Here is a 25,868-nt window from a genome sequence, read left to right on the forward strand (position 1 = left end):
ATCCTGCCTTGCTCTCACAAAAGGATCGCACCCATGAAAAGATTTGCGCCGTTCGCAGCCGCGCTGCTCATCCTTGTCGCCGGCACCGCCGTCCGCGCCGAGGACGCTCAGCCCTTCGTCACCAGCAAGGACATCGACCTGACGATGATCCTGCCGCCGCCGCCAGCCAACGAATCGGCCGAGACGAAGGCCGAACTCGCCGAGGTGCTGACCCTGCAGGTGACGCGGACGCCCGAGATGGAAAAGCGCGCCATTGCCGATGCCGAGGAAAATGTCTGGCGCTTCGCCAACGTCATGGGGCCGAAGTTCAACAAGGAGATGCTGCCGAAGTTCAGCGCCTTCTTCGATCGCGTGGTTGCCACGGAAGGCGCCGTCGTCGACCCTGCCAAGGACGTCTGGAAGCGGCCGCGGCCGCACCAGCTCAGCGATTTGGTCAAGCCCGTGGTGAAGCTGTCGAATTCCGGCTCCTGGCCATCGGGCCATGCGACGGTCGGCACCATGATGGGTATCATCCTGTCCGACATGGTGCCGGAAAAGCGCGCCGAGATCATGGCGCGCGCGGCTGAATATGCCCACAACCGCGTTGTCGGCGGCATCCACTATCCGTCCGACATCGAGATGGGCAAGATTTCCGGCAGTGTGATTGCCGCGGTCCTCCTCGACCGGCCCGACTTCAAGGCTGAGTTCGAAGTGGCGCGCTCCGAGTTGCGTTCCGACCTCGGCATGTGATCCGTTCGCTGCGAGCGTTTCTGCAAGGGCGCCTGCGAGGCGCCCTTTTCGATGCGGCGCAAGATCGGGGCAAGGCAAGCGATGCCGGTCGTTTGCCGGATGCGCTTGTCTCCCGGGCCCCATCGCGGTAGCCGTTGTTGGTTGCGTTGCGCCGGACGCGTCGACGCCGTTCATACCCGACAGCCGGATACGCGGAGCCTCGCCTCATGAAACCCTCGCTCGAAGACACGCTGCTTGCCGCGATCCGCACCATCCCGGACTACCCGAAGCATGGCATCCTGTTTCGCGACATCACCACGCTGCTTGGCGATGCGCGCGCCTTTCGCCGCGCCATCGACGAGCTGGTGCACCCGTATGCCGGCCTGAAGATCGACAAGATCGCCGGCATCGAGGCGCGCGGCTTCATTCTTGGCGGTGCCGTTGCGCACCAGCTTTCGGCAGGCTTCGTGCCGATCCGCAAGAAGGGCAAGCTGCCCTACGAGACGGTGCGCGTCGCCTACAGCCTCGAATACGGTCTGGACGAGATGGAGATGCACAAGGACGGCGTCTCGCCGGGCGAGAAGGTGATCCTGGTCGACGACCTGATCGCCACCGGCGGCACGGCGGAAGCGGCGGTGAAGCTGCTCAGGCAGATCGGCGCCGACATCGTCGCCGCCTGCTTCGTCATCGACCTGCCGGATCTCGGCGGGCGCCAGAAGCTCGAAGCGCTCGGCGTGCCGGTGCGGACGCTGATCGGGTTCGAGGGGCATTAGTCAGTGGTGGATAGTGAATAGTGAATAGTGAATAGTGAAGATCGGTATTCGATGGTCGAATTTATCCACACTCACTACTCACTACTCACTACTCACTACTCACTACTCACTACTCACCATTCACTATTCACCATTCACTACTCCACCCTCACCAGCACGGCGCTATCGAACTCGATGACCTTGTCGCCGGTCGAATCGAAGCCTTCGGAACGCAGCGTGAGCAGGCTCCAGCCGAGGCGCCCGGCAAGCGGGCGATGGGCGAGCGCGGTGCGCGTGAAGGTCACCGTCTCGCCGGCATAGACCGGCTTCAGCCATTTGAGGTTGCGGAAGCCCGGCGAGGGTCCGAATTCGGGCTGCGGTCCGGGGCCGGTCCAGCGCACGCCCTCGGTCTCCATGCGCTTTTCGAGGTTGTATTTCATCCAGGTGGCGGCGGTGTGCCAGCCGGAGGCGCAGAGGCCGCCAAGCACGCTCTTCCTTGCCGCCTCCTCATCGACATGGAAGACCTGCGGGTCGTATTTCCTGGCGAACGCCTTGATCTCGTCGGCTTCGAACTTGTGCGAGCCGAGGGTGACGGTTTCGCCGATGAGGAAGTATTCGTCGAGTGTCACGCCGCGGCCTCCCGGGTCAGGAACATGCCGCTGTTCTCGAGCTCGAAGACGCATTCACCGCGCTGGTTGAACAGCTCGCTGCGCATGCTGACCAGGCCGAGCTGAGGCCTCGATTTGGACTGGCGCTTGGCAAGCACGGTGACCGTGCCGGTCAGCCGGTCACCGGCCAGAACCGGCTTCTTCCATTTCACGTGCTCAATGCCCGGCGAGCCTTGCGAGGTCGAGTCGAGCAGGAAGGCGTCGCACAGCATGCGCATGAACATCGCGCAGGTGTGCCAGCCCGAAGCCGAAAGGCCGCCCAGGATGCTGGCCTTGCCGGCCTCCTCATCGAGATGCATCGGCTGGGCATCGAACTCGCTGGCGAATTCGATGATCTCGGCCGCGCTTACAGTCTTGCTGCCGAGGTCGAGCGAGGCGCCCTCGACGAAATCCTCGTAGGCCCAGGTCTTTGCGGTCATGTCGGCAATCCGGTGGCGAATGCGTGAAACCCAAGGTTGGGCACCCCGGATGACGGCCCGAGGCAATTTGGTCAAGTCCTTTCTGGTGAGCCAGTCGATGGGGGTGATTGCCGAGAGGCGGATCCGCTCGCTCTCTGTGTTTCACGCAATTCCGGACGGAAAACCGCTGCGCATTTTTCCTGGAATTGCTTTTAGAGCCACCCGCGGCGGCGGAAATACCAGAAGGGCAGGATCGCCGAGACCACCATCAGGCCGATGGCGAAGGGATAGCCGAGCTCCCATTTGAGCTCGGGGATGATGTCGAAATTCATGCCGTAGATCGAGGCCACCAGCGTCGGCGGCAGGAAGATGACGGCGGCGACCGAGAAGATCTTGATGATGGCGTTCTGCTCGATCGAGATCATGCCGAGCGTGGCGTCGAGCAGGAAGGAGATCTTCTGCGAGAGGAAGGTGGCGTGATCGGCGAGCGACAGCACGTCCCGCGACAGCGTCTTGATGCGGGCCCGCACATCCTTGCTCATCTTGGCCTGGGCCGCGACATGGGCAAGAAAGCCGGCCAGGCGCTGCAGCGAGATCAGGCTGTCGCGGACGGAGGATGCGAGGTCCTCCTTGCGGCCGATGCCTTTCAAGAGCTCCTGGAAATCGCGGTTGCGCTTCGAGGCCTTTGTCGACCGCGCCTCGAAGATGTCGCGCGAGATCGCTTCCACATCGCGCCCGGCGCGCTCGAGGATGTCGGCAAGCCGGTCGACGATCGCTTCCAGCAGGCCGACCAGGATGGTGTCGCCGCTGGTGCAGCCGGTCGCCACCTTTTCGGCGCGCAGCGGAAAGGTCTTGAAGGCCTTCGGCTCGTGATAGCGGATGGTGATCAGCCGGTTGCCGGCAAGCGCGAACGTCACCGGCGACATCAGCGGGTCGTCGACCTCGGTCTGGGCCGGCAGCACGGCGGTCATGAAGTAGCCGCCGTCCTCGACATAGAGGCGGCTGGAGATCTCGATCTCTTCCATCTCCTCGCGCGTCGGAATGGCGATGCCAAGCCAGTTCTCGATCGCAGCCTCTTCTTCCTTGGTCGGATTGAAGAGGTCGGCCCAGACGACCCTGTCGCCGTCCGCCGCCAGATCGTCGGTGACGCGCAGGCGATCATTGTCCACGACGAAGGCCTTGATCATCGCCGGGTCTCCCTTGCTGGACCAAAGAGGTTCGTCAGGATTGCATGGGCCTCGAGGAGCCCGCGAGCATCAGCGGATTAGACCCGCGATCCTGCCAGGTCAAGACGCACGGGCGTGCCCGGCGCAAGGCGGCCGGCCCCTGCGACCGATCCGCCGAGGCTTGTCAGGTGTTGAACTTGAACAGCATGATGTCGCCGTCCTGGACGACATACTCCTTGCCTTCGTCGCGCGCCTTGCCGGCTTCCTTGGCCGCCACTTCGCCGCCCAGCGTGACGAAGTCGTTGTAGGAAATCGTCTGGGCGCGGATGAAGCCGCGCTCGAAATCGGTGTGGATGACGCCGGCCGCCTGCGGTGCCTTGTCGCCTTTGTGGATCGTCCAGGCGCGCGTCTCCTTCGGCCCGACGGTGAAATAGGTGATGAGGTGCAGCAGTTCGTAGCCGGCGCGGATCACCTTGTTGAGGCCCGGCTCGTCGAGGCCGAGCGAGGCAAGGAATTCCATTTCCTCCTCGTCGGAAAGCTGAGCGACTTCCGCCTCGATCGCCGCCGAGATCACCACCGTGCCGGCGCCTTGCGCGGCCGCCATTGTGTCCACCGCCCTGGTGTGCTCGTTGCCGGTGGCGGCGTCGGCCTCGGCGACGTTGCAAACGTAGAGAACGGGGTGCGACGTCAACAGGTTCAGCCCCTGCAGGATGCGCAGGTCCTCCGGCGCGATGCCCTTGAGCAGGACGCGCGTCGGCTTGCCGGCCTGCAGCAATTCGAGCGCCGCCTCCATCATCGGCAGCACGGCCATCGCTTCCTTGTCCTTGCCGGCGGCGCGCTTGCGGACCTGGACGATGCGGCGCTCGAGGCTTTCAAGGTCGGCGAGCATCAGCTCGGTCTCGACCGTCTCGGCGTCGGCGACCGGATCGATGCGGCCCTCGACATGGGTGATGTCGTCATCCTCGAAGCAGCGCAGCACATGGACGATGGCGTCGACCTCGCGGATGTTGGCGAGGAACTGGTTGCCCAACCCTTCGCCCTTGGAGGCGCCACGCACCAGGCCGGCGATGTCGACGAAGGAGATGCGGGTCGGGATGATCTCCTTCGACTTGCCGATCGCCGCGATCTTCTGCAGGCGCGGGTCCGGCACCGCCACTTCGCCGGTATTCGGCTCGATGGTGCAGAAAGGATAATTGGCGGCCTGCGCGGCGGCCGTCCTGGTCAACGCGTTGAACAGCGTCGACTTGCCGACGTTGGGCAAGCCAACGATGCCACATTTGAAACCCATCTTGTCCGGTCCTGTCGGGAATTCGAATTTGGTGAGGCTATGGGCGATAGGGGTGACGAACGTCAAGCCCCATGCCCCTATCGTTATGGAGCCCAGAACAATTCCAGGAAAAGTGTGTAACGGTTTTCCGTCCGGAATTGCGTCAAAGAGATAAGAGCGGTTCGCCGTTTCTGGGAAACGGTGGACAGCTCTAGTCCTTGCCGAACAGCTTCTTGAGCATGGCAGCCATCGGTCCGCTTTCCGGAACTTTCGCCGGCGGCTGCTGCGGGCGGGCCTGTCGGATATGGCTCTTCTGCTTCGGCGCCTTGGGGGGCGGCCGGTCGTCGTCGCTTGTCGGCACGAGCTTGTCGCGCAGCGCGAGCGTGATGCGGTTCATGAAGGAATTGTCGTCGCCCTTGGCGAGCAGGCCGGCGTCGTCGGCGATGGCGTCGAGCAACACGTCGAGCCATTCGCGGTCGGCCTTGGCGAAGTCGCCGAGCACATGGCCGTGCACCATCTCCTTGACGCCCGGATGGCCGACGCCGATGCGTACCCGGCGATAGGCGTTGCCGACATGCTGGTCGAGCGAACGGATGCCGTTGTGACCGCCCGAACCGCCGCCCACCTTCACCCTAACCTTGCCGGCGGCAAGGTCGATCTCGTCATAGAAGACGGTGAGGGCGGCAGCGTCGAGCTTGTAGAAGCGCAGCGCTTCGCCGACCGACTGTCCGGACAGATTCATGAAGGTCTGCGGCTTGATCAAGAGGACCTTGTCGCCCCCGAGCGTGCCTTCCGAAATCAGCCCCTGGAACTTCTTCGACCAGGGCGAAAAGGAATGGCGGCGGGCAATCGCGTCCGCCGCCATGAAGCCGACATTGTGCCGGTTGTTCTGATATTTCGCGCCCGGATTGCCGAGGCCTGCAAAAACAAGCATCGTCGACTCCAGGCGGAAAACTACTTCTCTTCGGCCTCAGCGGCCTCAGCTTCAGGCGCCGCTGCTTCGACAGTCTCCTCGGTCTCCGGCTTCATTGCCGCAGAGCCGGCGATGGTCGCGATGGTGAAGTCGCGATCGGAGATCACCGGCTTGACGCCGGCCGGCAGGGAAACCGCCGAGATGTGGATCGAGTCGCCGATTTCGGTGCCGGCCAGATCGACGGTGATGAATTCCGGGATCGCATTGGCCGGGCAGTGGAACTCGACTTCGTGACGCACGATGTTGAGCACGCCGCCGCGCTTGATGCCGGGCGACTTCTCTTCATTGATGAAGTGGACGGGCACGTCGACATTGACCTCGGTGTCCTTGCCGATGCGCAGGAAGTCGACATGGACCGGGAAGTCCTTGACCGGATCGAGCTGGAAGTCCTTCGGCAGGACCTGGATCTTCTTGCCGTCGACATCGATCGTGGCGATCGTGGTCAGGAACCCGCCGCCGTGGATCTTGTAGAAGAGGTCCTTGTAGTTGAGCGCAATCGCCAGGGGGGGCTGCTTGTCGCCGTAAATAACTGCAGGCACTTTACCGTTGCGGCGAACTGCACGGGCGGACCCCTTACCGACCTGTTCGCGCGCTTCGGCCTTGAGCTCGTAAGCCTCGTGGCTCATGGCATTTCCTTTCGCGTGTTATGGAGCGTTCGCGGCGGGCAAGCCCATCCGTAAACGTCGAAAGCCGTCGCGGCCTTGCACGATCTGTCCGATGCGTTTGGCGATCCAAATGCGTCTGGGGATCATGCAGGCCTGGCCGGCCTTCCTCCGCGTTGCCTCCAAGGGTGTCTACGCGGGTGGCGGCTCTATAGCGGAAGGCGGCGAGGGGCGCAACCCATTGAACCGGAAGCCTTGGCCGGACCAGCAGGTCATAGTCAACTGTCCTGTGCCAAGTTGGGTCTGGCGAGCTGCGCCGGGGTCCGTCGTGCTCGCCATGTAGCATCAGGCAGGTTTCAATCGTCCTTGGCAGGCATTCGAAGGACCTTTGGAGATCCACATGAAACTCTTGTTCAGCCGCAATCCCAATCCTCGCCTCGCAGTCGCCACGGCACGCCATCTCAAGGCGCAGATCGCGTTCGAATTCGCCTCGCCGATGGCGCCGGGGCAGGCCGAGCGCTATCGCGCGCTGAACCCCAATCTGACCTTGCCCATACTGGTCGGCCCGGGATGGAGCCTGTGGGAAGCCGACGCCATCGCCTGCCGGCTCTCGCGCGACATGCGTTCCGATTTCTGGCGCAGCGGCGACGACGAACCCGAGATGATCCGCTGGCTAAGCTGGGGCAAGGAGAACTTCGTCAGAGCCACCGACATCGTGCATTTCGAACGCGGCACGAAACAGCGTTGGGGGCTGGGGCCGATCGACAAGGCACTGGTCGAGGAGGGGCTGAGGCTGTTCCACACGACGGCTGCCATCCTCGATGTCGTGCTTTCGGAAAGGGAGTGGCTGGCAGGCAATTCCGTCTCCTATGCCGACTTCCGCATGGCGACGTTTCTCGCTTTCAACGATGTCGCCAGGTTGCCGCTCGACGGCTATCCGTCCGTCAACCGCTGGTATCGCCGGCTCGAGGACATCGATGCCTGGCGCGATCCGTTCCATGGATTGGAGGCGCCACCACTGCCACCGGTCAACAACCAGGCCGAGCCGGACCAGGCACCGATTTGAACGGTCTTTTTTTGAGGGGCCGCAGCGGCGGTCCTTCATTCCGTAGCGGAAATGGCCGATGGCCGCACCGTCCTGCCGGTGCGAGATGCCCGCACTCCGCAACCGCTGAACCATCGAACGGCGAGAGGACGCAAACTCAATCCCTCCGCCAGGCTCGTTTTGAAATCTTCTCGCTCATTTAATTCTATAAAATCGGTAGTCTTAATGAAGGAATGCCTGCGAGGAGAGACCGGAAATGACGAAAAAGCTGGTGGTGGGGATATCCGGCAACCTGACCCGGCCGTCGAAGACCAAGGCATTCATAAGCCATATTGCCGGCGAGGTGGCAGGCCGGGTGGGCGCGGCCCCGGCAGTCTTCGACATCGAGGATCTCGGTCCATCCTTTCCTCCGGCGCGGCGCCTCGGCGAACTCGACGCGACCGCCCGCGCGATCGTCGATCAACTGGTCAAGGCCGATGTGCTGGTGGCCGGATCGCCGACTTTCAAAGGCAGTTATACCGGCCTTTTCAAGCACTTGTTCGATCTTCTCGAGCCATCGTCGCTGCGTGGAAAGCCGGTCATTCTGGCGGCGACCGGCGGCGGCGAGCGCCATTCGCTGATCGTCGAGCATCAGCTGCGGCCGCTGTTCGGCTTCTTCGAAGCGCTGACCATGCCAACCGCGATCTACGCCTCCGACAAGGATTTTGCCGACGGCGTGCTGATGTCGGAAGCGATCCATGCCCGCTCCCGGCAGGCCGTTGCCGAGGTGTCCCGCTTGGTTGGCGAAACCCGGAGCGTCGGCCTCGCCGCCTGACTCCGAAGCAGTCGTTTTCCCAACGGAAGGATCAGCCATGACCAAATCCAGCCAGCCCAGACAGATCAAGCTCGGCGCCTTCCTGCCGGGCGGCGGCCAGCATGTCGCGGCCTGGCGCCATCCGGACTCGCCGGCCGACGGCGCGACCAATTTCGAGTTTCACAAAAAGCTGGCGCTGACCGCCGAGCGCGGCCTGTTCGATGCCTATTTCCTCGCCGACAACCTGACGGTGGGGCTCGGCGCCCGCGAGGGCGGCAACGCCAAGATCGCCGGGTTCGAGCCGGTGACGCTGTTCGCGGCGCTGGCGCCGCTGACCACGCATCTCGGCTTCATCGCCACCGCCTCGACCACCTATGAAGAGCCCTACACGCTCGCCCGCAAATTCGCTTCGCTCGACCTTCTGTCGAACGGTCGCGCCGGCTGGAACGTCGTGACCTCGGCCGGCGACGACACGGCGCGCAACTTCAATCGCGACGTGCAGCCCAACCATGCCGAGCGCTATGAAAGGGCGCATGAGCATGTCGAAACCGTCAAGGCGCTGTGGGACAGCTGGGAAGACGATGCCTTCATCCGCGACAAGAAGACGGGCCGCTTCTACGACAAGGACAAGCTGCACGACATCAACCACAAGGGCGAGCATTTCAGCGTCAAGGGGCCGCTCAACGTGCCACGTCCGGTGCAAGGGCATCCGGTGGTGGTGCAGGCCGGGCAGTCCGAGGACGGGCGCGGGCTAGCCGCGGCCTCGGCCGAGGTGATCTTCACCGCGCATCAGACCCTTGCTTCGGCGCAGGAATTCTATCGCGACATCAAGGCGCGCGTGGCGGCGGCCGGCCGCGATCCGGCGCAGGTGCTGATCATGCCGGGCGTGGCGCCCTTCGTCGGCCGCACCGAGGAGGAAGCCAGCGCCAAGTACCGGCAATTGAACGACCTGATCCTGCCTGAGGACGGCGTGGCGCTGCTCAACGCGCTAGCCGGCCAGACGCTCGACCTCAGGGAGTATCCGCTCGACGGGCCGCTGCCGGTAGCCAAGGAAACCGAAGGCATGAAGAGCCGGCAGGCGCTGATCCGCCGGATCGCCGACGAGCACAATTTCACGATCCGTCAGCTCTACCAGTGGGTGGCAACCGCGCGGGGTCATTATACGGCGATCGGTAGCGCCACCCAGATCGCCGATCAGCTGGAGGAATGGTTCAGCAGTGAAGCCGCCGACGGCTTCAATATCCTGCCGCCTTGGCTGCCCGGCGCGCTCGACGATTTTGTCGACCTGGTGATCCCCGAATTGCAGCGGCGCGGGCTGTTCCGCACCGCCTATGAAGGCAGGACGCTGCGCGAGAATCTCGGCCTCAGTCGGCCACTGAATCCGTGGACGGTCGCGCGTTCGACCGTGCTCGCCGCCGAATGATCCTCTGAAAGGAGAGGCAAGACGATGACTTTGCAGGACATCGAACGTCCAATCGGCATCGGCAGGCGCAATGGCGGCAACGGCTTCGGGACGGAGGCCGTGCGGCTGGCCGGTCGCGCTTCGGCGCGGATCCTGTCGCGCTATGGCGTGCTTCTAGGCTTCCTCGCGCTCTGGCAGGTGGCGGCGAGCGCCGGCTGGGTCAACGCGGCGGTGCTGCCGCCGATCGACACGATTGTCGCAGCGCTGTGGAAGGGTCTCGCCGGCGGCAGCCTGCTCGGCGACATCGCCATCAGCCTCCAGCGCGCCGGTCTTGCCTTCGCGGCGGCTGTCGTCGTCGCCATCCCGCTCGGCCTAGTGATGGGCCAGATGCGGGCGGTCGAAACCGCGTTGGACCCGATCCTGCAGCTCTTCCGCCAGACCTCGGCGCTGGCGCTCTATCCGGTATTCATCCTGCTCCTGGGCCTGGGCGAGGCCTCCAAGGTGTTCGTCATCTTCTGGGCGACGCTGTTTCCGCTGCTGCTCAACACCATCAGCGGGGTCAAGGAGGTCGACCCGAAGCTGCTCGAGATGGCGCGCGTCTACGGCGCCCGGCGGCTGACCATATTCCGACGCGTCGTGCTGCCGGGGGCCGTGCCCTCGATCTTCGTCGGCTTGAGGCTAGGGACCACCACCGCGCTGCTGCTGCTGATCGCCTCGGAAATGATCGGCGCCAACAAGGGCATCGGCTTCCAGGTGATGAATGCGCAGTACAACTTCCAGATCCCGCTGATGTTCGCGGCGATCGTCATCCTTGCCGCGCTTGGCCTGATCGCCAACCAGGCGCTGGTCAGTCTTCAGCGGCGGCTCTGCCGCTGGAGCAATACCGTCGGCTAATGAGCCAATCTTCCCTGTCATTCCTGAACCATGAAAGGCCGGACCATGACCATCACACGCCGTTCGCTTCTCCTGCGTGCCCCGCTTGCCGCCGGCATCATCGCCGCCGGCCTGCCTTCGATCGCACGCTCGCAAGCCGCATCCGTCAAAATTCGCTATCTCGCCAGCCGCGGCGGCATCTCCCCGCATGAGCTCGCCGACGAGCTAGGCTATTTCAAGGGCCTCGGCATCGAGCTCGAAAATGTCGGCTATTCCGGCGGCGGCCCGGAATCGCTGTTCGCGCTTGCCTCCGGCAGCGTCGACCTGGGTTCGGCCGCGACGCCGGCCGTGATCAACTCGATCGCCGGCGGCAACGACTTCGTCGCCGCCTATCCGAGCAACGGCATCAACAGCCAAGTGAAAAGCGTCTTCTACGTGCTCGAGGACAGCCCGATCAAATCGATCGCCGACATCGCCGGCAAGACGATCTCGGTCAACACGCTCGGCGCCCATCTCGACTATACAGTGCGCGAGGCGTTGCGTGGCGCTGGCCTGCCGCCGGATGCCGCCAAACTGGTGGTGGTGCCCGGGCCGCAGCTCGAGCAGACCTTGCGCTCGCGTCAGGTCGATGTCGCGGGCCTCGGCTACTGGCAAGCGACCTTCGCCGGCCAGCTGGTCGCCAATGGCGGCGTGCGCGGCGTGTTCAACGACACCGATGTGCTCGGCGAGATTGCCGGCGGTTTCATCGTGCTGCGGCGCGATTTCATCGCCGCCAATCCCGACGCCGCCCGCAACTTCGTCGAGCAATCGGCGCGGGCCTCAGACTGGTCGCGGCAAAATCCCGACGAGGCGCGCAAGGTGGTCGCCGACATCCTCAACAAACGCGGCGAGAATGGCGAGCTGGCGCGCTACTGGACCGGTTTCGGCCTGCGTGAGAAGGCGGCCGTCACTCACCGCGACGTCGACTTCTGGGTGGCCATTCTCGAGCGCGACGGCCGTCTGCCGAAAGGCAAGCTCAAGGCCGCCGACATCCTCTACCGCCCAGGCGAAACCAAGACCAACTGAGCATGGAGGTGCAAGCGATGGCCACGGTACGCGGCGGCGAGGTCACGATACGCGACCTGTCGAAATCCTTCAGCCTCGGCGGGCGCAAGCTTGCCGTGCTGCGCTCGCTCAGCCTCGACATTCGTTCGGGTGAGTGCCTGGTCATCGTCGGCGCCAGCGGCTCCGGCAAGACAACGCTGCTGCGCATCCTGGCCGGGCTGGAGCGGGCCGATGGCGGTGCCGTCGCCATCGGCGGGAGAGAGATCGAGGGCGTCGGCGAGGAACGGGCGGTGATCTTCCAGGAGCCGCGCCTGCTGCCCTGGCTGAGCGTGCTCGGCAACGTCGCTTTCGGCCTCGAAGTGCGCGGCGTGCCCAAGGCGGAAGCCGAGGAACAGGCGCGATTCTACATTGCGCTGGTCGGCCTGGCCGAATTCAGCGATGCCTATCCCAGGCAGCTTTCCGGCGGCATGGCGCAGCGCGTCGGCATCGCCAGGGCGCTGACGGTACAGCCCGAGATCCTGCTGCTCGACGAGCCCTTAGGCGCCCTCGACGCCATGACCAAGATTTCCATGCAGGAAGAACTGGCGCGCATCTGGAACGAGCAGAACGTCACCATGGTGGTGGTCACCCACGACCTTGAAGAGGCGATCTATCTCGCCGACCGGGTGCTGATCCTGCCCAGGGAGAAAGGCGGCGCGGCGCGGCTCATCGATGTCGACCTGCCACGCCCGCGCGAGCGCAGCGAAAGCCGTTTTGTGCGCTACCGCGAGGAGCTGCTGCGCGAGTTCGGTCTACATTAGATCACAGCACGCAAGCGTCAGCCGGCGTCGGCCAAGTCCCCTTTCAACGCATTGCGCAGCGCCTGGACCCGCCGGTTCAGGGCATCGAGCTCGTCCAGCGTCATGCCAGAGCGTTCGATCAGGGTCTCGTTCAAGCAATTGCACTGGACGAGCAGCGCCCGTCCGGCGGCGGTCAGGTCGACCTGCACCTGGCGTTCGTCGGTCTGGCTGCGGTGCCGGATGACCAGGCCAGCCTGTTCCATGCGCTTCACCAGCGGCGTGATGGTGCTCGATTCCAGGGCGAGCCGCTGCGCGATACTGCCGACCGACATGCCGTCGGCCTCGCCCAGCGCGTTGAGCACCAGATATTGCGGATAGGTGATCCCCATCTCGTCCAGCATGGGCTTGTAGGTACGATTGATTGTCATGCTGGTGGCGTAAAGCGTGAAACAGAGCTGATTGTCCAAGGGAAGAGGCACGACGCGTTCCTTTTGCCGACTGAGCACTGAATATGTACCACGGAAAATGTTATCGTGATATATATTTTTGTGGACAAGCGGGCTCGATGGCATTACGGATATCGCTATCGCGATATTGCTTATCGCGAAAATAATAGGAGATGGAGATGACTGAAGCTTCGCAGACCAAGGCCGGCTCCGGCGGCGGCACGATCACCACCAAGGACGGAACGCAGATCTACTACAAGGACTGGGGGACCGGTCAGCCGATCGTCTTCCATCACGGCTGGCCGCTGAGCAGCGACGACTGGGACGCCCAGATGCTGTTCTTCCTGGCACAAGGCTACCGCGTCATCGCCCATGACCGCCGCGGCCACGGGCGCTCCAGCCAGACGGACACCGGCAACGAGATGGACACCTATGCCGCCGATGTGGCGGCGCTTGTTTCGCATCTCGACCTCAAGGACGCCATCCATGTCGGCCATTCGACCGGCGGCGGCGAGGTGGCGCGCTATGTCGCGCAATACGGTACCGGCGGCCGCGTCGCCAAGGCGGTGCTGATCGGCGCGGTGCCGCCGATCATGCTCAAGACCGATGCCAATCCCGGCGGCCTGCCGATCGAGGTGTTCGACGGATTCCGCGCGGCGCTGACGGCTAATCGCGCCCAGTTCTTCCACGACGTTCCGGCCGGCCCATTTTACGGCTTCAACCGTCCGGGCGCGACGGTGTCGGAGGGCGTGATCGACAATTGGTGGCGCCAGGGCATGATGGGCGGCGCCAAGGCGCATTACGACTGCATCAAGGCGTTCTCGGAAACCGACTTCACCGAGGACCTGAAGAAGATTGAGGTGCCGGTGCTGGTCATGCATGGCGACGACGACCAGATCGTGCCGATCGCCGATTCCGCGCTGCTTGCGATCAAGCTGCTCAAGAAGGGCGAGCTCAAGGTCTACAAGGGTCTTCCGCACGGCATGGCGACCACCCACGCGGACGTGATCAACGCGGACCTCTTGGCGTTCTTCAAGGCCTAGAATCGTCCAGTTGGATAGACAAGGCACCCGCCGTCAGGCGGGTGTCTTTGTACTTTCATCGACATGTCCGCGGGACAAGTGCCTATCTGGCCAGAAAACCAGTGATCAGCTTGACGGTGGCGTCGGGGTTCTCCTCCATGATCCAATGACCGGAGTTGGGCACGATGCCGCCTGTGACATCGGTCGCAACAAGCCGCAAGATATCGGCCTGCGTGGTGCCGGCGGATTTTTCCCCGCCAACAGCCAGCACCGGCATGGTCAGTTTGCCGCCAGCGGCGAGCATCGCCTGGTTGTCGATCGCGTCCTGATCAAAGGCCTTGAACTGCTCGAAAGCGTCATGCATCGCATGCGGGCGTGCATAGAGTTTGGCATAGTGCTTGCGCGTGGCCTCATCGATCTTCTTCGGGTCGGCCGACAGTTCGTTATAGAAGCGGTCGAGATAGATGCGCTCGCGCCCCGCGACCAGCCGCTCCATATCCGGGCCACGGAAGTTGAAGTGCCAAAGCAGCGGGCTTTGCTTGATCTTTTCCCACTCACCTATTCCGGGCAGCGGCGCATCGATGATGACCCATTTGGTGATGCGCGTGGGATATTGCGCAGCAAGCGCATAGCCGACCATGTTGCCGATGTCGTGCGTGACCAGATCTGCCTTGTCGATCTTCAAGGCATCCAACACGCCGGCGATATCGACGGCCTGGTTCTTCTTGGTATAGCCCGCTTCAGGGTGAGCGGACAGACCCATGCCGCGCAGGTCCGGCACGACGACAGTATGGTCCTTTGCGAGCGCCGCCGCCGCCGCGCCCCACATGTCTCCGGTATCGGCAAAGCCGTGCAGCAGCACGACCGCGGGACCTTTGCCGCCGACGCGCACATAGAGGCTCGTGCCGTTGGTTTCGACGGACTGCGTCTTGAAACCCGGCGGAAAAGGAACGATGCGCGCCGTAGCCGGCAAGGTTACAAGAAGCACGCCCAACACGGCCAACACGATCTTGCGCATATCATTCTCCAGAGACATTGAGTTATCTGCGGCAGCGTCGCCCGCGCACGCGTTTCGAACACTAGAACAGTTCATCGTTTCACGGAAACTGCACGGAAACGCTGAACTCTCTAACTATTTGTTTTTACGCAATTCCAGACGGAAAACCGTTACACACTTTTCCTGGAATTGCTCTAACAGGCTTTTCACCTGGCGTGTGGGGAGGAATCGATAAGGGCGCGGCAGCTGCCATGCCCTTATTCATGTCCTGAAGATCGGTGGTTTTTAACTGGCAGCCGCGTGCGCCTTCCTAGCTTCATTCATGTTCGGCAGGAACACCGTCAGCAGGCCGAGCAAGGGCAGGTAGGAGCAGATCTGGTAGACGAAGTCGATGCCCTTCAAGTCGGCGATGACGCCGAGCACCGCGGCCGCGATGCCGCCCATGCCGAAGGCGAAGCCGAAGAAGATGCCGGCGATCATGCCGACGCGGCCGGGCACCAGCTCCTGCGCGAAGACGACGATGTTGGAGAAGGCGGACGACAGGATCAGGCCGATCAGCACTGTGAGCACCAACGTCCATTCCAGATTGGCGTAGGGCAGGGCCAGCGTGAAGGGCAGCACGCCGACGATCGAGAACCAGATCATCGCCTTCTGTCCGTAGCGGTCGCCGAACGGACCGCCGAGCAGGATGCCGAGCGCCGAGGCGCCGAGAAACAGGAACAGCATCACCTGCGACATCTGCACCGAAACGCCGAACTTATGGATGGCATAGAAGGTGTAGTAGCTGGAGAGCGAGGCGATATAGGCGTTCTTGGTCAGCACCAGAAGCGTCAGCACCGCCAAAGCCCACATGACCTTGCTGCGCGGGAAGGGCGAGACATGGGCCGCCTGCTTGCGGGTGGCCATCGAGGCGCGCAGCCGGCTGTACCAGCCGCCGACCTGCCACAGCACGACGATGCCGATCAGTGAGCCGACGGCGAACCAGGAAATGCTGGTCTGGCCGAGCGGCACGACGATGAAGGCGGCGAGCAGCGGTCCCATCGCCTGGCCGAAATTGCCGCCGACCTGGAACAGCGACTGCGCCAGGCCGAAGCGGCCGCCGGAGGCGAAGCGGGCGATGCGCGAGGATTCCGGATGGAAGATCGCCGAGCCGATGCCGATCAGCGAGGCGCCGATTAGCAGCAGCCAGTAATGGCCGGCATGCGCAAGCACCACCAGCCCGACCAGCGACGAGGCCATGCCCCAGGGCAAGGAAAAGGGCATCGGCCGCTTGTCGGTGACCATGCCGATCACCGGCTGCAGCAGCGAGGCCGTCACCTGGAAGGTGAAGGTCAAAAGGCCGATCTGCCAGAAATCGAGACCGTAATTGTCCTTGAGCAGCGGATAGATAGCCGAAAGCAGCGACTGCATGATGTCGTTGACGCAATGGCAGAAGCTCACTGCGAGAATGACGGTGAAGGCCGTCGCTTGCGCCGAGATGTTGCTTGCCGTCACCGGTGCGGCGACGGACGTGGCTGTCGTATCGGTCAAGGCAATGCTCCGTGGTCTTTTTGGCGGCAAGCCGCAGGCAGTCTTGGGATGCTTGCCTTATAGTCTGCTTGAATGGCGACTTCTTTCGTGGTTTGGTCCAATAGTTTCGCAAGTGGGCCACATCCGATGCCGCACGGACGGGAAATCTTCAGGGGTGACGCCGCCGAGCTCGGCCGGCTGCACGAAAGCCGCTGGCAGTGGCTGGAAGAGGCGGTCGGACCGGCAGTCGCGCTGCCGACCGAATATCCCGACGGCTACCACGTGCCGCGGCATCGCCACAACCGCAGCCAATTGCTGCATGCGCTGGTCGGCGTGGTGCTGGTGACGACGAAGCACGGCCGCTGGATGGTGCCGCCCGACCATGCGATGTGGATACCGGCCGGCATCGAGCACTCCGTCGAGATGCTGGGCGACGTCTCGATGCGCTCGGTCTATGTGGTGCCCGACGCCATTCCCGGACTGCCGGAGGGACTTCGCGTCGTCGGCATCACCGAATTGATGCACAGCCTGATCGTGGAATCGGAGAAGCTGCCGCAGGGCGGCGAGCTCGAAGGACGCGCCGGGCTGATCATGGGGCTTTTGCTGCACGAGATCCCCAACCTGCCGGAACGGCCGCTCGGCCTGCCTTTCCCGTCGGACCCGAAGCTCGCTGCGCTCTGCCGGCGCTTTGTGGCGGCACCGTCGCCGCATGCCACGATCGACGAATGGGCGGATGCCGCGGGCATGAGCCGGCGCTCCTTCACCCGCGCCTTCCATCGCCAGACCGGGCTGTCGCTGTCGACATGGCGCCAGCAGGCCTGCCTGTTCGCCGCGCTGCCGAGGCTCGCCGACGGCGAACCGATCACACGCGTGGCGCTCGACCTCGGCTACGACAGCGTGCCGGCCTTCATCACCATGTTCAAGCGCATGTTAGGCGCCTCGCCGCGCGGCTATATGCGCGGCGCGCGCGAGGCGGGCGAGGGGACAAAGCGGCTGAGCGGTCCGGTCCGTACCGGAACCGCCGCGGTTTAGTCGAACAGGCTCGAGACCGATTCCTCGGTGGCTGTGCGCGAGATCGCCTCGCCCATCAGGTCGGCGATCGAGATGACGCGGATGTTGGGCGCGTCGAGCACGGCCTGGCTCGGCTGGATGGAATCGGTGATCACCAGTTCCTGCAGCTTCGAGCCGGCGATGCGGGCGACGGCGCCGCCCGAGAGCACGCCATGGGTGATGTAGGCGGTGACGCTGGTCGCGCCGTTGGCGAGCAGCGCATCGGCCGCGTTACAGAGCGTGCCGCCGGAATCGACGATGTCGTCGATCAAGAGGCAGTCCTTGCCGGCCACGGCGCCGATGATGTTCATGACCTCGGATTCGCCGGGGCGCTCACGGCGCTTGTCGACAATGGCGAGCTGAGCGTCGAAGCGCTTGGCCAGCGCGCGCGCCCGCACCACGCCGCCGATGTCGGGCGACACCACCACGACGTTGCCGAGCTGCTTGTACTTCGCCTTCACGTCGCGGGCCATCACCGGCACCGAGAACAGATTGTCGGTCGGGATGTCGAAGAAGCCCTGGATCTGGCCGGCATGCAGGTCGAGCGTCAGCACGCGGTCGGCGCCGGCGCGGGTGATCATGTTGGCGACGAGCTTGGCCGAGATCGGCGTGCGGCCGGAAGCGCGGCGGTCCTGCCTGGCGTAGCCAAAATAGGGGATGACCGCCGTGATGCGCCTTGCCGAGGAGCGCATGAAGGCGTCCATCATGATGAGCAGTTCCATCAGGTGGTCGTTGGTCGGATAGGAGGTCGACTGCAGGATGAAGACATCCTCGCCGCGCACGTTCTCCTGGATCTCGACGAAGATCTCCTGATCGGCGAAACGCCTGACGCTGGCCTTACCCAGCGGAATGTTGAGATAGCGAGCGACCGCTTCGGCCAGCACCCTGTTGGAATTGCCCGCGAAAAGCTTCATGCACCGTTCCTGGTGAAGGATGGAGAGACCAGAGAGACTCTCATGAGCCTTTTATGCGGGCTTTTAGCGGCCCGCGCCGGTATTGCAAGCCTCGTGATCGGGAATCCTTCGACAAGGCGCAACAAAGGCCTGCTGCATCGCAAGCCGGCAACACAACAGACCGCACTAGCCGGCGCCACCGCCGCCGAGCCACGCCGTGAACTGGTCGATCGTCTGATCGGCGATCGCCTGCATGGTCGCGGGCGCGACCGACGACCAGCCCTCGGCGCTGCCGACGGAAAGCGCCTTCTGCTGGCCGTTGATGCGATGAAGGCGGTTGCCCGACGGGTCGTAGACGTCCCAGACATAGATGACGGTGGTGTCCTTGCCCTCGGTCATCGTCGAAAAATAGCCTTTCAGCACATGCGTCGCTGTCTGGTCGGTGCTGCCGACGAGCGTCACGCCGCGCTGCCTGGCGCGCGCCTGCAGTTCCGCCGTCAGCGGCGCCGCGGCCTCCACGGAGGCGCCGACGATCGGCGCCACCTGCAGGCGGGTCTTGGCAAGGGCGGCGGTCTGGGCCGGCGTGGCGGATGCCGAGGCTGCCGCCGTCGCCGCGGGAGCCGGCGAGGTCGTGGTCGGTGACGTGGTGGCCGATGTGCCCTGCGTGGCCGGCAGAGCCTGGGCCGAATCCGCCGGCGGCTTGACCGCGGAAGGATCGAGGACGTCCTTGGCGTTGGTGCAAGCGGCAAGCGCCAGCGCCGCAAGCAATGACACGGTCGTCACCTGCGATCGTCTCATTTGCCTGAAAACTCCCTGCTGACGACGCCCCCGCGTGAACAATCATTATGGATTCACTGTACGATCAAGTCGAGATCATGGCGGGAGAGCGGCTTCGGCGCCGATTCCGTGGTGAGGTAGGTGCGGCCAAGCGTCATCGCGGTTTCGGTTTCGGAATCCATGATGATCATGTGCGCGAACAGCGTCATATTGGGCGCGATCGGCTCCGGATTGCCCTGGTAGAACATCGGCATATCCATCCAGGATGGCGTGAAGCGGGCGCCGACCGAGTAGCCGCAGGCATTCAGCCGGTGCTTGGTCAGATTATGCGCCTCGAGCGTGCGGGCATGCGCGTCGAAAACGTCACCGAAACTGTTGCCCGGTGTCATCGCCTTCTCGACCGCGAGCAGCGCGGCGCGGGCAGCGTCGAACAGCTCCTGATGGCGCTTCGAGACCTTGCCGGTCAAAACCGTGCGCATCATCGGAGCGTGGTAGTGATGGAAGACGCCCGCCCATTCGAGCGTCAGCTGGTCGTTCTTGGTAAGCTTGCGGCGCCCGGCCTTGTAGCGGCAAAGCAAGGCGTCGGCGCCGGAACCGATGATGTACTCGTTGGCCGGATAGTCGCCGCCGCCGGCAAAAACGGCACCTTGCATGGCGGCAAGGACAAGGCCCTCGTCGCCGCCCTGCTTGATCAGCGGCAAGGCGGCATCGAGCGCATCGTCGGAGAGACCTGCCGCCTTTTCCGCCTTGGCGATCTCGGCCGGGCTCTTGAAGAGCCGCAGCCGGCCGACGATGCCGGACGCATCGGCGATCTGGCCGAAGGTCTGCAGCTGCTCGTCCACGCGGCGGCCATTGTAGGCGGTCAAGCCATGCGTGTCGTATTCGACGCCGATGCGGGCGCCAAGCAGATCGAGGTCGTTGAGCAGGTTGCGCAGGTCGATCGCGGGATTGGCGCCGTCGCGATCGGTCCACAACATGATGTTCTCGATGGTCGAGGTGTGGCGCGCTTGTCTCAGGTCGGCCGAGCGGGTGAGCAGCACCATCGAGCCGTCGGCCTTCACCACCAGGCACTGGAAGAAGCAGAAGCCGAACGTGTCGTAGCCGGTCAGCCAGTACATGCTCTCCTGCGCGAACAGAAGCACGGCGTCGAGCTTCTTCTCGGCCATCTCGATCAGCAGCCGGTCGCGCCGCGCGTCGAATTCCGAACGTTCGAAATGCAGCGCCATTACTCTTTCTCCAGAACGATTGCCGAAACCTGGCGCCCGTAATCCGCTTCCTTGCGGTGAGTGGTGCGCCGGTAGGAATAGAAAAGATCTTTTTCCGCGTAAGTGCAGCGGCCGAGGCCTTCCGCGGTCACGCCGGAGCTCAGCAGCCGGTCGACCGTATATCGGTTGAGGTCGAACATCGAGTGGCCGGGACTGGCCGACGGCCTGAAATAGCGCTGATTGCCGGCGTCGGCCTCGACGAAGCGGGCGACGAATTCGGGCCCGACCTCGTAATTGTCGGGACCGATGGAAGGGCCGAGCACGGCGACGATGCGCTCGCGGCGGGCGCCGAGACCTTCCATTGCGGCGATGGTATTTTCCAGCACGCCGGTGAATGCGCCTTTCCAGCCGGCGTGTGCCGCGCCGATGACACGGGCTTCGGCGTCGGCGAACAGGACCGGGCCGCAATCGGCCGTCGAGGCGCCGACGGCGATCCCTGGCCGGTCGGTGACGATGGCATCGGCCTTGGGGCGAGGGCACGCGAAAGGCTCCCTGGCGATGACGACATCGGGGGAATGGACCTGGTGCGCGGTGAGGAGATGATCCGCCGGCACGCCCATCCAGTCGGCAACACGGCGACGGTTCTCGGCGACCAGTGTTTGATCGTCACTGGAGCCCGTGCCGATGTTGAGGCCCTGGTAGATGCCTCCGGAGACGCCGCCAATACGGGTGAAGTAACCGTGACGGATGCCCTGGGCCCTCTCAAGCAGAGGCGAGCGTACTGGATCGGGTCTGGTCTGATTCAGCATGGATGGGTTTGTTGTCCGCGCGGGCCGTTTCGTCAAGGCGAGTTTCAGGCGAGTGGCAGGACCAGCTTGCATGGTCGGCTGCCGATGTCAGCCCGTTTTCGCCGCCGGCTTGATCGTCATCACCTTGAACAGCTTACCCATTGCATCGGGGCCGGCGAGGCGTTCGACGGCGTCGGAAATCGTCTGCCGCTCGCTGTCGTCGGCCTTTGCGCCGAGTGCGCCGGCGCGCTCGAGCAGACCCATGCCGAGCAGGAATTCGCCCTGCGTGGTCAGTTCCGCGTCGAGGCCGCGCGCGCGGGCGCCTGCGGCAAGCGCCGCGAAATCGACATGCGCGGTGAGATCGGCCTCGCCGGGATTGGCCAGCACGTCTTCGTGACTATGCCTGCGCAGGGCCTGCAATGTGTCGCCGATGCCGGGCTGAAGATGGCCGTAGTCGACGAACAGCCCGGCGCCGCCATGGCCGGCGATGCGCTCGGCAATCGCGGCCATCAGCGCAGCGCGGGCCGGCGCCACCTCGACGATCGCGCCTTGCGGCGCGTCCGCCGCGCCCGACGGCAGCAGCGTCGGGTCAACGGAGCCGGCGCCGGCGAAGAAGTGGAGATTGTCGGCCTCGTCGAGGCCGACCATGCGTTCGCGCCAGCCCGAGCCGACATAGACGAACTGGCGGATCGGCACGGCGTCGAACAGCTCGTTGCCGACGATGAACAGCGGCTGCCGCGGCAGCGTGTCGATGGTCTGGTGCCAGCTCAGCGCCGAGCTCTGGCCGGCAAGCGTCGCTTGCTGGATTTCGGTCAGGCGCGGACTGGTCTCGACCATGGCAAAGGAAGCGCCGGCGGCAAGCGCCGGGTCGAGCCGCGACCAGACGCGCAGCATGTCCTTCATCAGGGTGCCGCGCCCGGGGCCGATCTCGGCGAAGGTCACGGGAAGCGGCCGGCCGGCGCCCTGCCAGGCCTGGTAAAGCCAGACAGCGACGAGCTCGCCGAACATCTGGCTGACCTCCGGCGCGGTGACGAAGTCGCCGGCGGCGCCGAAGGGCTCGCGCGTGGTGTAATAGCCATCCTCGGGATCGAACAGGCAGAGCGCCATATACTCGCTGACCGGGATCGGCCCCACGGCGCCGATCAGGCCGACGATGCGCTCCTTCAGCCGGGTCATGCCGGTTGCGGTTGCGTCATCGGCTTTGCCGTCGCCATCGCCCAGATGCCGGCGAGCACCATCGGCGAGGAGAGGATCATGCCCATGGTCAGCCAGTTGGTGCCGAGCAGATAGCCGAGCTGCTGGTCGGGCTCGCGGAAGAACTCGACGAAGATGCGCGACAGGCCATAGCCGCAGATGAAGGCGCCGCCGACGAAGCGCGGCGTCTTCAGCTTCAGCCGCGAATGGGTGAGGAAGCGCAGCACCAGGAACAGCACAAGGCCTTCGAGCAGCGCTTCATAGAGCTGGCTGGGATGGCGGGTAAACGGGCCGCCATTGGGGAATTCGATCGCCCAGGGCACGTCCGACGGGCGGCCCCAGAGCTCCGAATTGATGAAATTGGCCACGCGCACCAGCCCAAGGCCAACCGGCACGCCGGCCGCGACGACGTCGAACAAAGTCCAGGTGTGGATGCCGCGCTTGAGCGAAAACAAGGTCATGGCGAGGATGACGCCGAGCAGCCCGCCATGGAACGACATGCCGCCCTGCCAGACCGCAAAAATGTCGAGCGGATGCGCGATGTAGCGCGGCAGGTCGTAGAAGAGCACGTAGCCGGTGCGCCCGCCGAGCACCACGCCGATCGCTGCCCAGACGATGAAATCGTCGAGGTCCTCGGGCTTCATCGGCAGCTTGCCGTCCGGCCAAAGGCCGGGGTTGGTGGCCAGCCGCTTGGCATACCACCAGGCAAAGAGGATGCCGACGATGTAGCCGACACCATACCAGTGCACCGCCAGCGGTCCGATATTGACGATGACTGGATCGATGTTGGGGAAGGGCAGGGAGGCCAGCGGCAGCAGGAAATATTCGCTCAAACGGGGTCTCCCGGGCACGGTCGCGTAGGGCGCGGACCATGCGGCAGGGTTTTGGCGGGGTCAAGGCAAGGGCGCGCTTGCATTCCGTGGCGAGCGCCACTACGTCAAAATCAGCAAGCGAGGATCTGCCATGTCGAACGGACCGAACCGCATTCTCGATGAATTCGCCAAGCTGATGACGGACGCGGCGGGGGCCGCCCAGGGCGTTCGGCGCGAGATGGAGACTGCTTTTCGCAGCCAGGCCGAGCGTCTGCTCAACTCCATGGATGTGGTGCAGCGCGAGGAGTTCGAGGCGGCGCGCGAGATGGCCGTCAAGGCGAGGGAAGACAACATCCAGCTTGCGGCGCGCGTCGAGGCGCTCGAGGCGAAGCTCGCCGAAGTGACCGGTCAGACCGCACCGGCGGCCGCGGCGAAGCCCAGATCAAAAAAATAATCGTAAACTTTTCCACAAAGCGCGATCCGAAAAATCGCTTTGCCGTGAATCGCTTACCGGCATTGCATGAATCTTTTTGACAGCGCCTTTCCACATGCGAATGACGCAGTGCGAAAAATTGGGCTGTTCACGCGACTCCCGATCAATAGACTGAATTTGTTGCATGATTCGAAGCAGGGTCATGCGCCGGGCGGTGGGGTCCGGTCTGGGGTCTTTGCGTTTGAGAAGTTCCTGGCCGTCCGAGTTCTAGACAAGATTGTTCGTCGTGTGTGCCCCGCGGAGCGTGTGGCGCTCCCCTGAACACAGGAAGCATCCATGGAACTCCTCGAACTCGAATTCTCCCGCGAAATCCACCCGGTGGATGTCATCGAGCAGGTGGCCCACAACAATGACTGGTCCTTCGAACGCGCCGGCGACGACGAGATCTCGATTTCGGTGACCGGCAGCTGGACCGACTATCACGTCTCCTTCTCCTGGATGGAGGATTTCGAGGCGCTGCATCTGGCCTGCGCCTTCGACATAAAGGTGCCGGAAACGCGCGCGCTCGAAGTAATGCGGCTCCTGTCGCTGATCAATGAGCAGATGCTGTTCGGCCATTTCGACCTGTGGGAGCAGGAAGGCGCGATCATGTTTAGGCAGTCGCTGCTGCTTGCCGGCGGGGTCGAGCCTTCGAGCCAGCAGGTCGAGGTGCTGCTGTCCTCGGCGCTCGAAGCCTGCGAATGCTATTTCCAGGCCTTCCAGTTCGTCGTCTGGTCGGGTACATCGGCCAAGGACGCGCTGTCCAGCGTGCTCTTTGAGACCCATGGAAACGCCTGAGCGAAGCCCACACCGCCAATGAGTTCCAGCAGCGAGCGCAAGCCCGAGATCGGCTTTGCCGATTTCGACCGTGTCGACATCCGTGCGGGCACGATCGTCGAGGCCGAGCCTTTCCCGGAAGTGCGCAAGCCGGCAATCAAATTGAAGATCGATTTCGGCCCGGCCATCGGGGTGAAGAAGTCATCGGCGCAGATCACCAAATACTATGCGCCGGAGACGCTGATCGGCCGGCAGGTGTTCGCGGTGGTGAATTTCCCGCCGCGCCAGATCGGCCCATTCATGTCGGAAGTGCTGACGCTTGGCTTCCCGGATGAAGAGGGCGCCGTCGTGCTCGGCGCCATCGAGCGCAAGGTGCCGGACGGCGGGCGATTGTTCTAAATCAGCGAGCAGCCCCCGGCAGGCGCCGTCACTGCGCCGCGGCCGGCCGGATTGAAGCGATAGCTGGGGGCCGAAACGCGCCGAGAATGGTTCCGACCGTTGCGGCTGACAGCACGAGATGCAGGCCGTCGAACGGCGAGGCCAGTCCGAAATGCATCAGCATACGGTTCAAGAAGGAAGGCGACGCGCCATCCGCGGGAATCAGGATCAAGCCTACGGCCAGGCCCAGCCCATATTTGAGTATGGCAACTATTGCGAAAACGATGAACATTATGGCGACGAAACGCAGACGATTGCCGTCGAGCGCACGCCAGCACCCGACTGGATCAAACGATCCCGTCCAGAGAAAATCGCCGACAAAGAGATATGCCCAGGCAAGTATGAAACCGCCCACAAGCATGTTGAAGATTCCCCTCGCCATCGCCCAGGACGCGACGTCCTCGGGGCTGAGCGGCAGGTCATGCGTGGCCAGCAGGCCGGCAACAAACAGTCTGTGCTCGCCGGCGACCGCAAAGCCGCAAAAAAGCTGCACGGCCGCAAGAAGCAACGCAGCCAGAAGAATCCGTTGGCCGAGCTCAAAGCGCACACCCGGGATAGCGAAGCGTTTGACACGTTCAATGCCGCGCCGAACAACGATATGGCCGCGCTCGGGCGCGTTTGCCATGCGATCCAGGACGAATGCAAAGACCATCGCCGAGAACGGCGCGGCAACAATGGCGGAAAGCCAAGTCCTGTGGGCGAAGCCTTGCGATAGGAGCCAGGTAGGCACCTGCTCCGGATCTGCAAAAAGAATAAGGACAAGCACGGCCAGACAGAGCGTCGCCAGAAACCAGGGAAACCAGGCGGCCACGAAGAGCGGCCAGGCATTCGCGCGGCAATAGCCGAACACCCTCGCGACCGTCTTGCCCATGCGCAAGACGCGGCGCTTCCGCGATACGGCAGGCAACTCGTCCAGCGTTGAAATCGGCGTCAACCCCGCAGCGAACTACACACGCAGAATAATGCACCGTAAGGCACTGTTGCACAAGCTGTCGCAAGAAGCGCGTTCACAGGGACT

29 protein-coding genes are annotated in these 25,868 nt (G+C 63.8%); 13 read left to right on the top strand and 16 right to left on the bottom strand.

Annotated elements, in window-relative coordinates:
• Positions 1 to 33 precede the first annotated feature (33 nt).
• Positions 34 to 729, top strand: coding sequence for a phosphatase PAP2 family protein (locus tag EN874_RS27940; protein ID WP_126088027.1), 696 nt, complete (start codon positions 34 to 36; stop codon positions 727 to 729).
• 206 nt (positions 730 to 935) lie between these two features.
• On the top strand, positions 936 to 1,481 hold the full coding sequence (locus tag EN874_RS27945) for an adenine phosphoribosyltransferase (RefSeq protein WP_126088028.1): 546 nt from the start codon (positions 936 to 938) through the stop codon (positions 1,479 to 1,481).
• Between the two features lie 137 nt (positions 1,482 to 1,618).
• Here the strand turns inward: EN874_RS27945 and EN874_RS27950 are convergent, their stop codons facing one another.
• From EN874_RS27950 to EN874_RS27975, 6 genes are all read right to left on the bottom strand, one after another.
• Complete coding sequence (locus EN874_RS27950) at positions 1,619 to 2,089, bottom strand: MaoC family dehydratase (RefSeq protein WP_127427955.1); 471 nt, start codon at positions 2,087 to 2,089, stop codon at positions 1,619 to 1,621.
• Positions 2,086 to 2,547: a MaoC family dehydratase gene (locus tag EN874_RS27955; RefSeq protein WP_126088030.1), complete on the bottom strand. Its 462-nt coding sequence runs from the start codon at positions 2,545 to 2,547 to the stop codon at positions 2,086 to 2,088. Before EN874_RS27955 ends, EN874_RS27950 begins: the two co-directional genes overlap by 4 nt.
• A 191-nt stretch (positions 2,548 to 2,738) precedes the next feature.
• Positions 2,739 to 3,713 (bottom strand): magnesium/cobalt transporter CorA, encoded by a 975-nt coding sequence (corA, locus tag EN874_RS27960; protein ID WP_127427956.1) that lies wholly within the window; start codon positions 3,711 to 3,713, stop codon positions 2,739 to 2,741.
• Positions 3,714 to 3,876: 163 nt separating this feature from the next.
• On the bottom strand, positions 3,877 to 4,980 hold the full coding sequence (gene ychF / locus EN874_RS27965; RefSeq protein ID WP_127427957.1) for a redox-regulated ATPase YchF: 1,104 nt from the start codon (positions 4,978 to 4,980) through the stop codon (positions 3,877 to 3,879).
• 190 nt (positions 4,981 to 5,170) lie between these two features.
• Entirely contained in the window at positions 5,171 to 5,893 is a 723-nt protein-coding gene (pth, locus tag EN874_RS27970; protein WP_127427958.1) for an aminoacyl-tRNA hydrolase, read from the bottom strand.
• Positions 5,894 to 5,913: 20 nt separating this feature from the next.
• Complete coding sequence (locus EN874_RS27975; protein ID WP_126088034.1) at positions 5,914 to 6,558, bottom strand: 50S ribosomal protein L25/general stress protein Ctc; 645 nt, start codon at positions 6,556 to 6,558, stop codon at positions 5,914 to 5,916.
• Between the two features lie 376 nt (positions 6,559 to 6,934).
• Here EN874_RS27975 and EN874_RS27980 point away from each other — a divergent pair, with 376 nt between their 5' ends.
• The 6 genes from EN874_RS27980 (at position 6,935) to EN874_RS28005 (ending at position 12,491) form a co-directional block, all read left to right on the top strand.
• Positions 6,935 to 7,600, top strand: coding sequence for a glutathione S-transferase family protein (locus tag EN874_RS27980; RefSeq protein ID WP_127427959.1), 666 nt, complete (start codon positions 6,935 to 6,937; stop codon positions 7,598 to 7,600).
• Between the two features lie 235 nt (positions 7,601 to 7,835).
• Positions 7,836 to 8,393 carry an FMN reductase gene (msuE, locus tag EN874_RS27985; RefSeq protein WP_126088036.1) on the top strand — a complete coding sequence of 186 codons (558 nt, stop codon included), beginning with the start codon at positions 7,836 to 7,838 and terminating at the stop codon, positions 8,391 to 8,393.
• 37 nt (positions 8,394 to 8,430) lie between these two features.
• Positions 8,431 to 9,795 (top strand): LLM class flavin-dependent oxidoreductase, encoded by a 1,365-nt coding sequence (locus EN874_RS27990; protein ID WP_127427960.1) that lies wholly within the window; start codon positions 8,431 to 8,433, stop codon positions 9,793 to 9,795.
• A gap of 24 nt (positions 9,796 to 9,819) precedes the next feature.
• Positions 9,820 to 10,668, top strand: coding sequence for an ABC transporter permease (locus EN874_RS27995; RefSeq protein WP_127427961.1), 849 nt, complete (start codon positions 9,820 to 9,822; stop codon positions 10,666 to 10,668).
• Positions 10,669 to 10,713: 45 nt separating this feature from the next.
• Positions 10,714 to 11,712: an ABC transporter substrate-binding protein gene (locus EN874_RS28000; RefSeq protein ID WP_127427962.1), complete on the top strand. Its 999-nt coding sequence runs from the start codon at positions 10,714 to 10,716 to the stop codon at positions 11,710 to 11,712.
• A 17-nt stretch (positions 11,713 to 11,729) separates the two neighbouring features.
• Entirely contained in the window at positions 11,730 to 12,491 is a 762-nt protein-coding gene (locus EN874_RS28005; RefSeq protein WP_189394143.1) for an ABC transporter ATP-binding protein, read from the top strand.
• Between the two features lie 17 nt (positions 12,492 to 12,508).
• Here the strand turns inward: EN874_RS28005 and EN874_RS28010 are convergent, their stop codons facing one another.
• Positions 12,509 to 12,949, bottom strand: a complete 441-nt coding sequence (locus tag EN874_RS28010) for a MarR family transcriptional regulator (RefSeq protein WP_127427963.1) — start codon at positions 12,947 to 12,949, stop codon at positions 12,509 to 12,511.
• A gap of 146 nt (positions 12,950 to 13,095) precedes the next feature.
• Between EN874_RS28010 and EN874_RS28015 the strand changes: the two genes are divergently transcribed.
• On the top strand, positions 13,096 to 13,959 hold the full coding sequence (locus tag EN874_RS28015; RefSeq protein WP_127427964.1) for an alpha/beta hydrolase: 864 nt from the start codon (positions 13,096 to 13,098) through the stop codon (positions 13,957 to 13,959).
• A gap of 82 nt (positions 13,960 to 14,041) precedes the next feature.
• Here the strand turns inward: EN874_RS28015 and EN874_RS28020 are convergent, their stop codons facing one another.
• Together EN874_RS28020 and EN874_RS28030 are read right to left on the bottom strand one after the other, a co-directional pair.
• Positions 14,042 to 14,956, bottom strand: coding sequence for an alpha/beta hydrolase (locus EN874_RS28020; RefSeq protein ID WP_127427965.1), 915 nt, complete (start codon positions 14,954 to 14,956; stop codon positions 14,042 to 14,044).
• Positions 14,957 to 15,220: 264 nt separating this feature from the next.
• Positions 15,221 to 16,465 carry an MFS transporter gene (locus EN874_RS28030; RefSeq protein WP_168247648.1) on the bottom strand — a complete coding sequence of 415 codons (1,245 nt, stop codon included), beginning with the start codon at positions 16,463 to 16,465 and terminating at the stop codon, positions 15,221 to 15,223.
• 126 nt (positions 16,466 to 16,591) lie between these two features.
• On the opposite strand from EN874_RS28030, the gene EN874_RS28035 reads away from it, so the two are divergent.
• Positions 16,592 to 17,476, top strand: coding sequence for a helix-turn-helix transcriptional regulator (locus EN874_RS28035; protein WP_127427968.1), 885 nt, complete (start codon positions 16,592 to 16,594; stop codon positions 17,474 to 17,476).
• Here the strand turns inward: EN874_RS28035 and EN874_RS28040 are convergent.
• The 6 genes from EN874_RS28040 to lgt all read right to left on the bottom strand — a co-directional run bounded on the left by EN874_RS28040 (position 17,473) and on the right by lgt (position 23,184).
• Positions 17,473 to 18,408: a ribose-phosphate pyrophosphokinase gene (locus EN874_RS28040; RefSeq protein WP_112098911.1), complete on the bottom strand. Its 936-nt coding sequence runs from the start codon at positions 18,406 to 18,408 to the stop codon at positions 17,473 to 17,475. The two genes, EN874_RS28035 and EN874_RS28040, sit on opposite strands and share 4 nt — an antisense overlap.
• A 165-nt stretch (positions 18,409 to 18,573) precedes the next feature.
• Entirely contained in the window at positions 18,574 to 19,185 is a 612-nt protein-coding gene (locus EN874_RS28045) for a hypothetical protein (protein WP_127427969.1), read from the bottom strand.
• A gap of 53 nt (positions 19,186 to 19,238) precedes the next feature.
• On the bottom strand, positions 19,239 to 20,390 hold the full coding sequence (locus EN874_RS28050; protein WP_127427970.1) for a Xaa-Pro peptidase family protein: 1,152 nt from the start codon (positions 20,388 to 20,390) through the stop codon (positions 19,239 to 19,241).
• Positions 20,390 to 21,178 carry a peptidoglycan editing factor PgeF gene (gene pgeF / locus EN874_RS28055; RefSeq protein ID WP_127427971.1) on the bottom strand — a complete coding sequence of 263 codons (789 nt, stop codon included), beginning with the start codon at positions 21,176 to 21,178 and terminating at the stop codon, positions 20,390 to 20,392. The genes EN874_RS28050 and pgeF overlap by 1 nt, the downstream gene beginning before the upstream one ends.
• Positions 21,179 to 21,265: 87 nt before the next feature.
• Entirely contained in the window at positions 21,266 to 22,333 is a 1,068-nt protein-coding gene (locus EN874_RS28060; RefSeq protein ID WP_127427972.1) for a class I SAM-dependent methyltransferase, read from the bottom strand.
• A complete protein-coding gene (gene lgt, locus EN874_RS28065) occupies positions 22,330 to 23,184 on the bottom strand; it encodes a prolipoprotein diacylglyceryl transferase (RefSeq protein WP_127427973.1) in 855 nt (284 codons plus the stop codon). Before lgt ends, EN874_RS28060 begins: the two co-directional genes overlap by 4 nt.
• Before the next feature lie 130 nt (positions 23,185 to 23,314).
• On the opposite strand from lgt, the gene EN874_RS28070 reads away from it, so the two are divergent.
• From EN874_RS28070 to EN874_RS28080, 3 genes are all read left to right on the top strand, one after another.
• Entirely contained in the window at positions 23,315 to 23,617 is a 303-nt protein-coding gene (locus EN874_RS28070) for an accessory factor UbiK family protein (RefSeq protein WP_127427974.1), read from the top strand.
• A 315-nt stretch (positions 23,618 to 23,932) separates the two neighbouring features.
• Positions 23,933 to 24,433, top strand: a complete 501-nt coding sequence (locus tag EN874_RS28075) for a YbjN domain-containing protein (RefSeq protein WP_040970944.1) — start codon at positions 23,933 to 23,935, stop codon at positions 24,431 to 24,433.
• 18 nt (positions 24,434 to 24,451) lie between these two features.
• A complete protein-coding gene (locus EN874_RS28080) occupies positions 24,452 to 24,811 on the top strand; it encodes a tRNA-binding protein (protein ID WP_127427975.1) in 360 nt (119 codons plus the stop codon).
• A gap of 28 nt (positions 24,812 to 24,839) precedes the next feature.
• Here the strand turns inward: EN874_RS28080 and EN874_RS28085 are convergent, their stop codons facing one another.
• On the bottom strand, positions 24,840 to 25,721 hold the full coding sequence (locus EN874_RS28085; protein ID WP_245513730.1) for a hypothetical protein: 882 nt from the start codon (positions 25,719 to 25,721) through the stop codon (positions 24,840 to 24,842).
• Between the last annotated feature and the right edge of the window lie 147 nt (positions 25,722 to 25,868).

The organism is Mesorhizobium sp. M1D.F.Ca.ET.231.01.1.1, assembly GCF_003999155.2.
Taxonomy (GTDB): Bacteria; Pseudomonadota; Alphaproteobacteria; order Rhizobiales; family Rhizobiaceae; genus Mesorhizobium.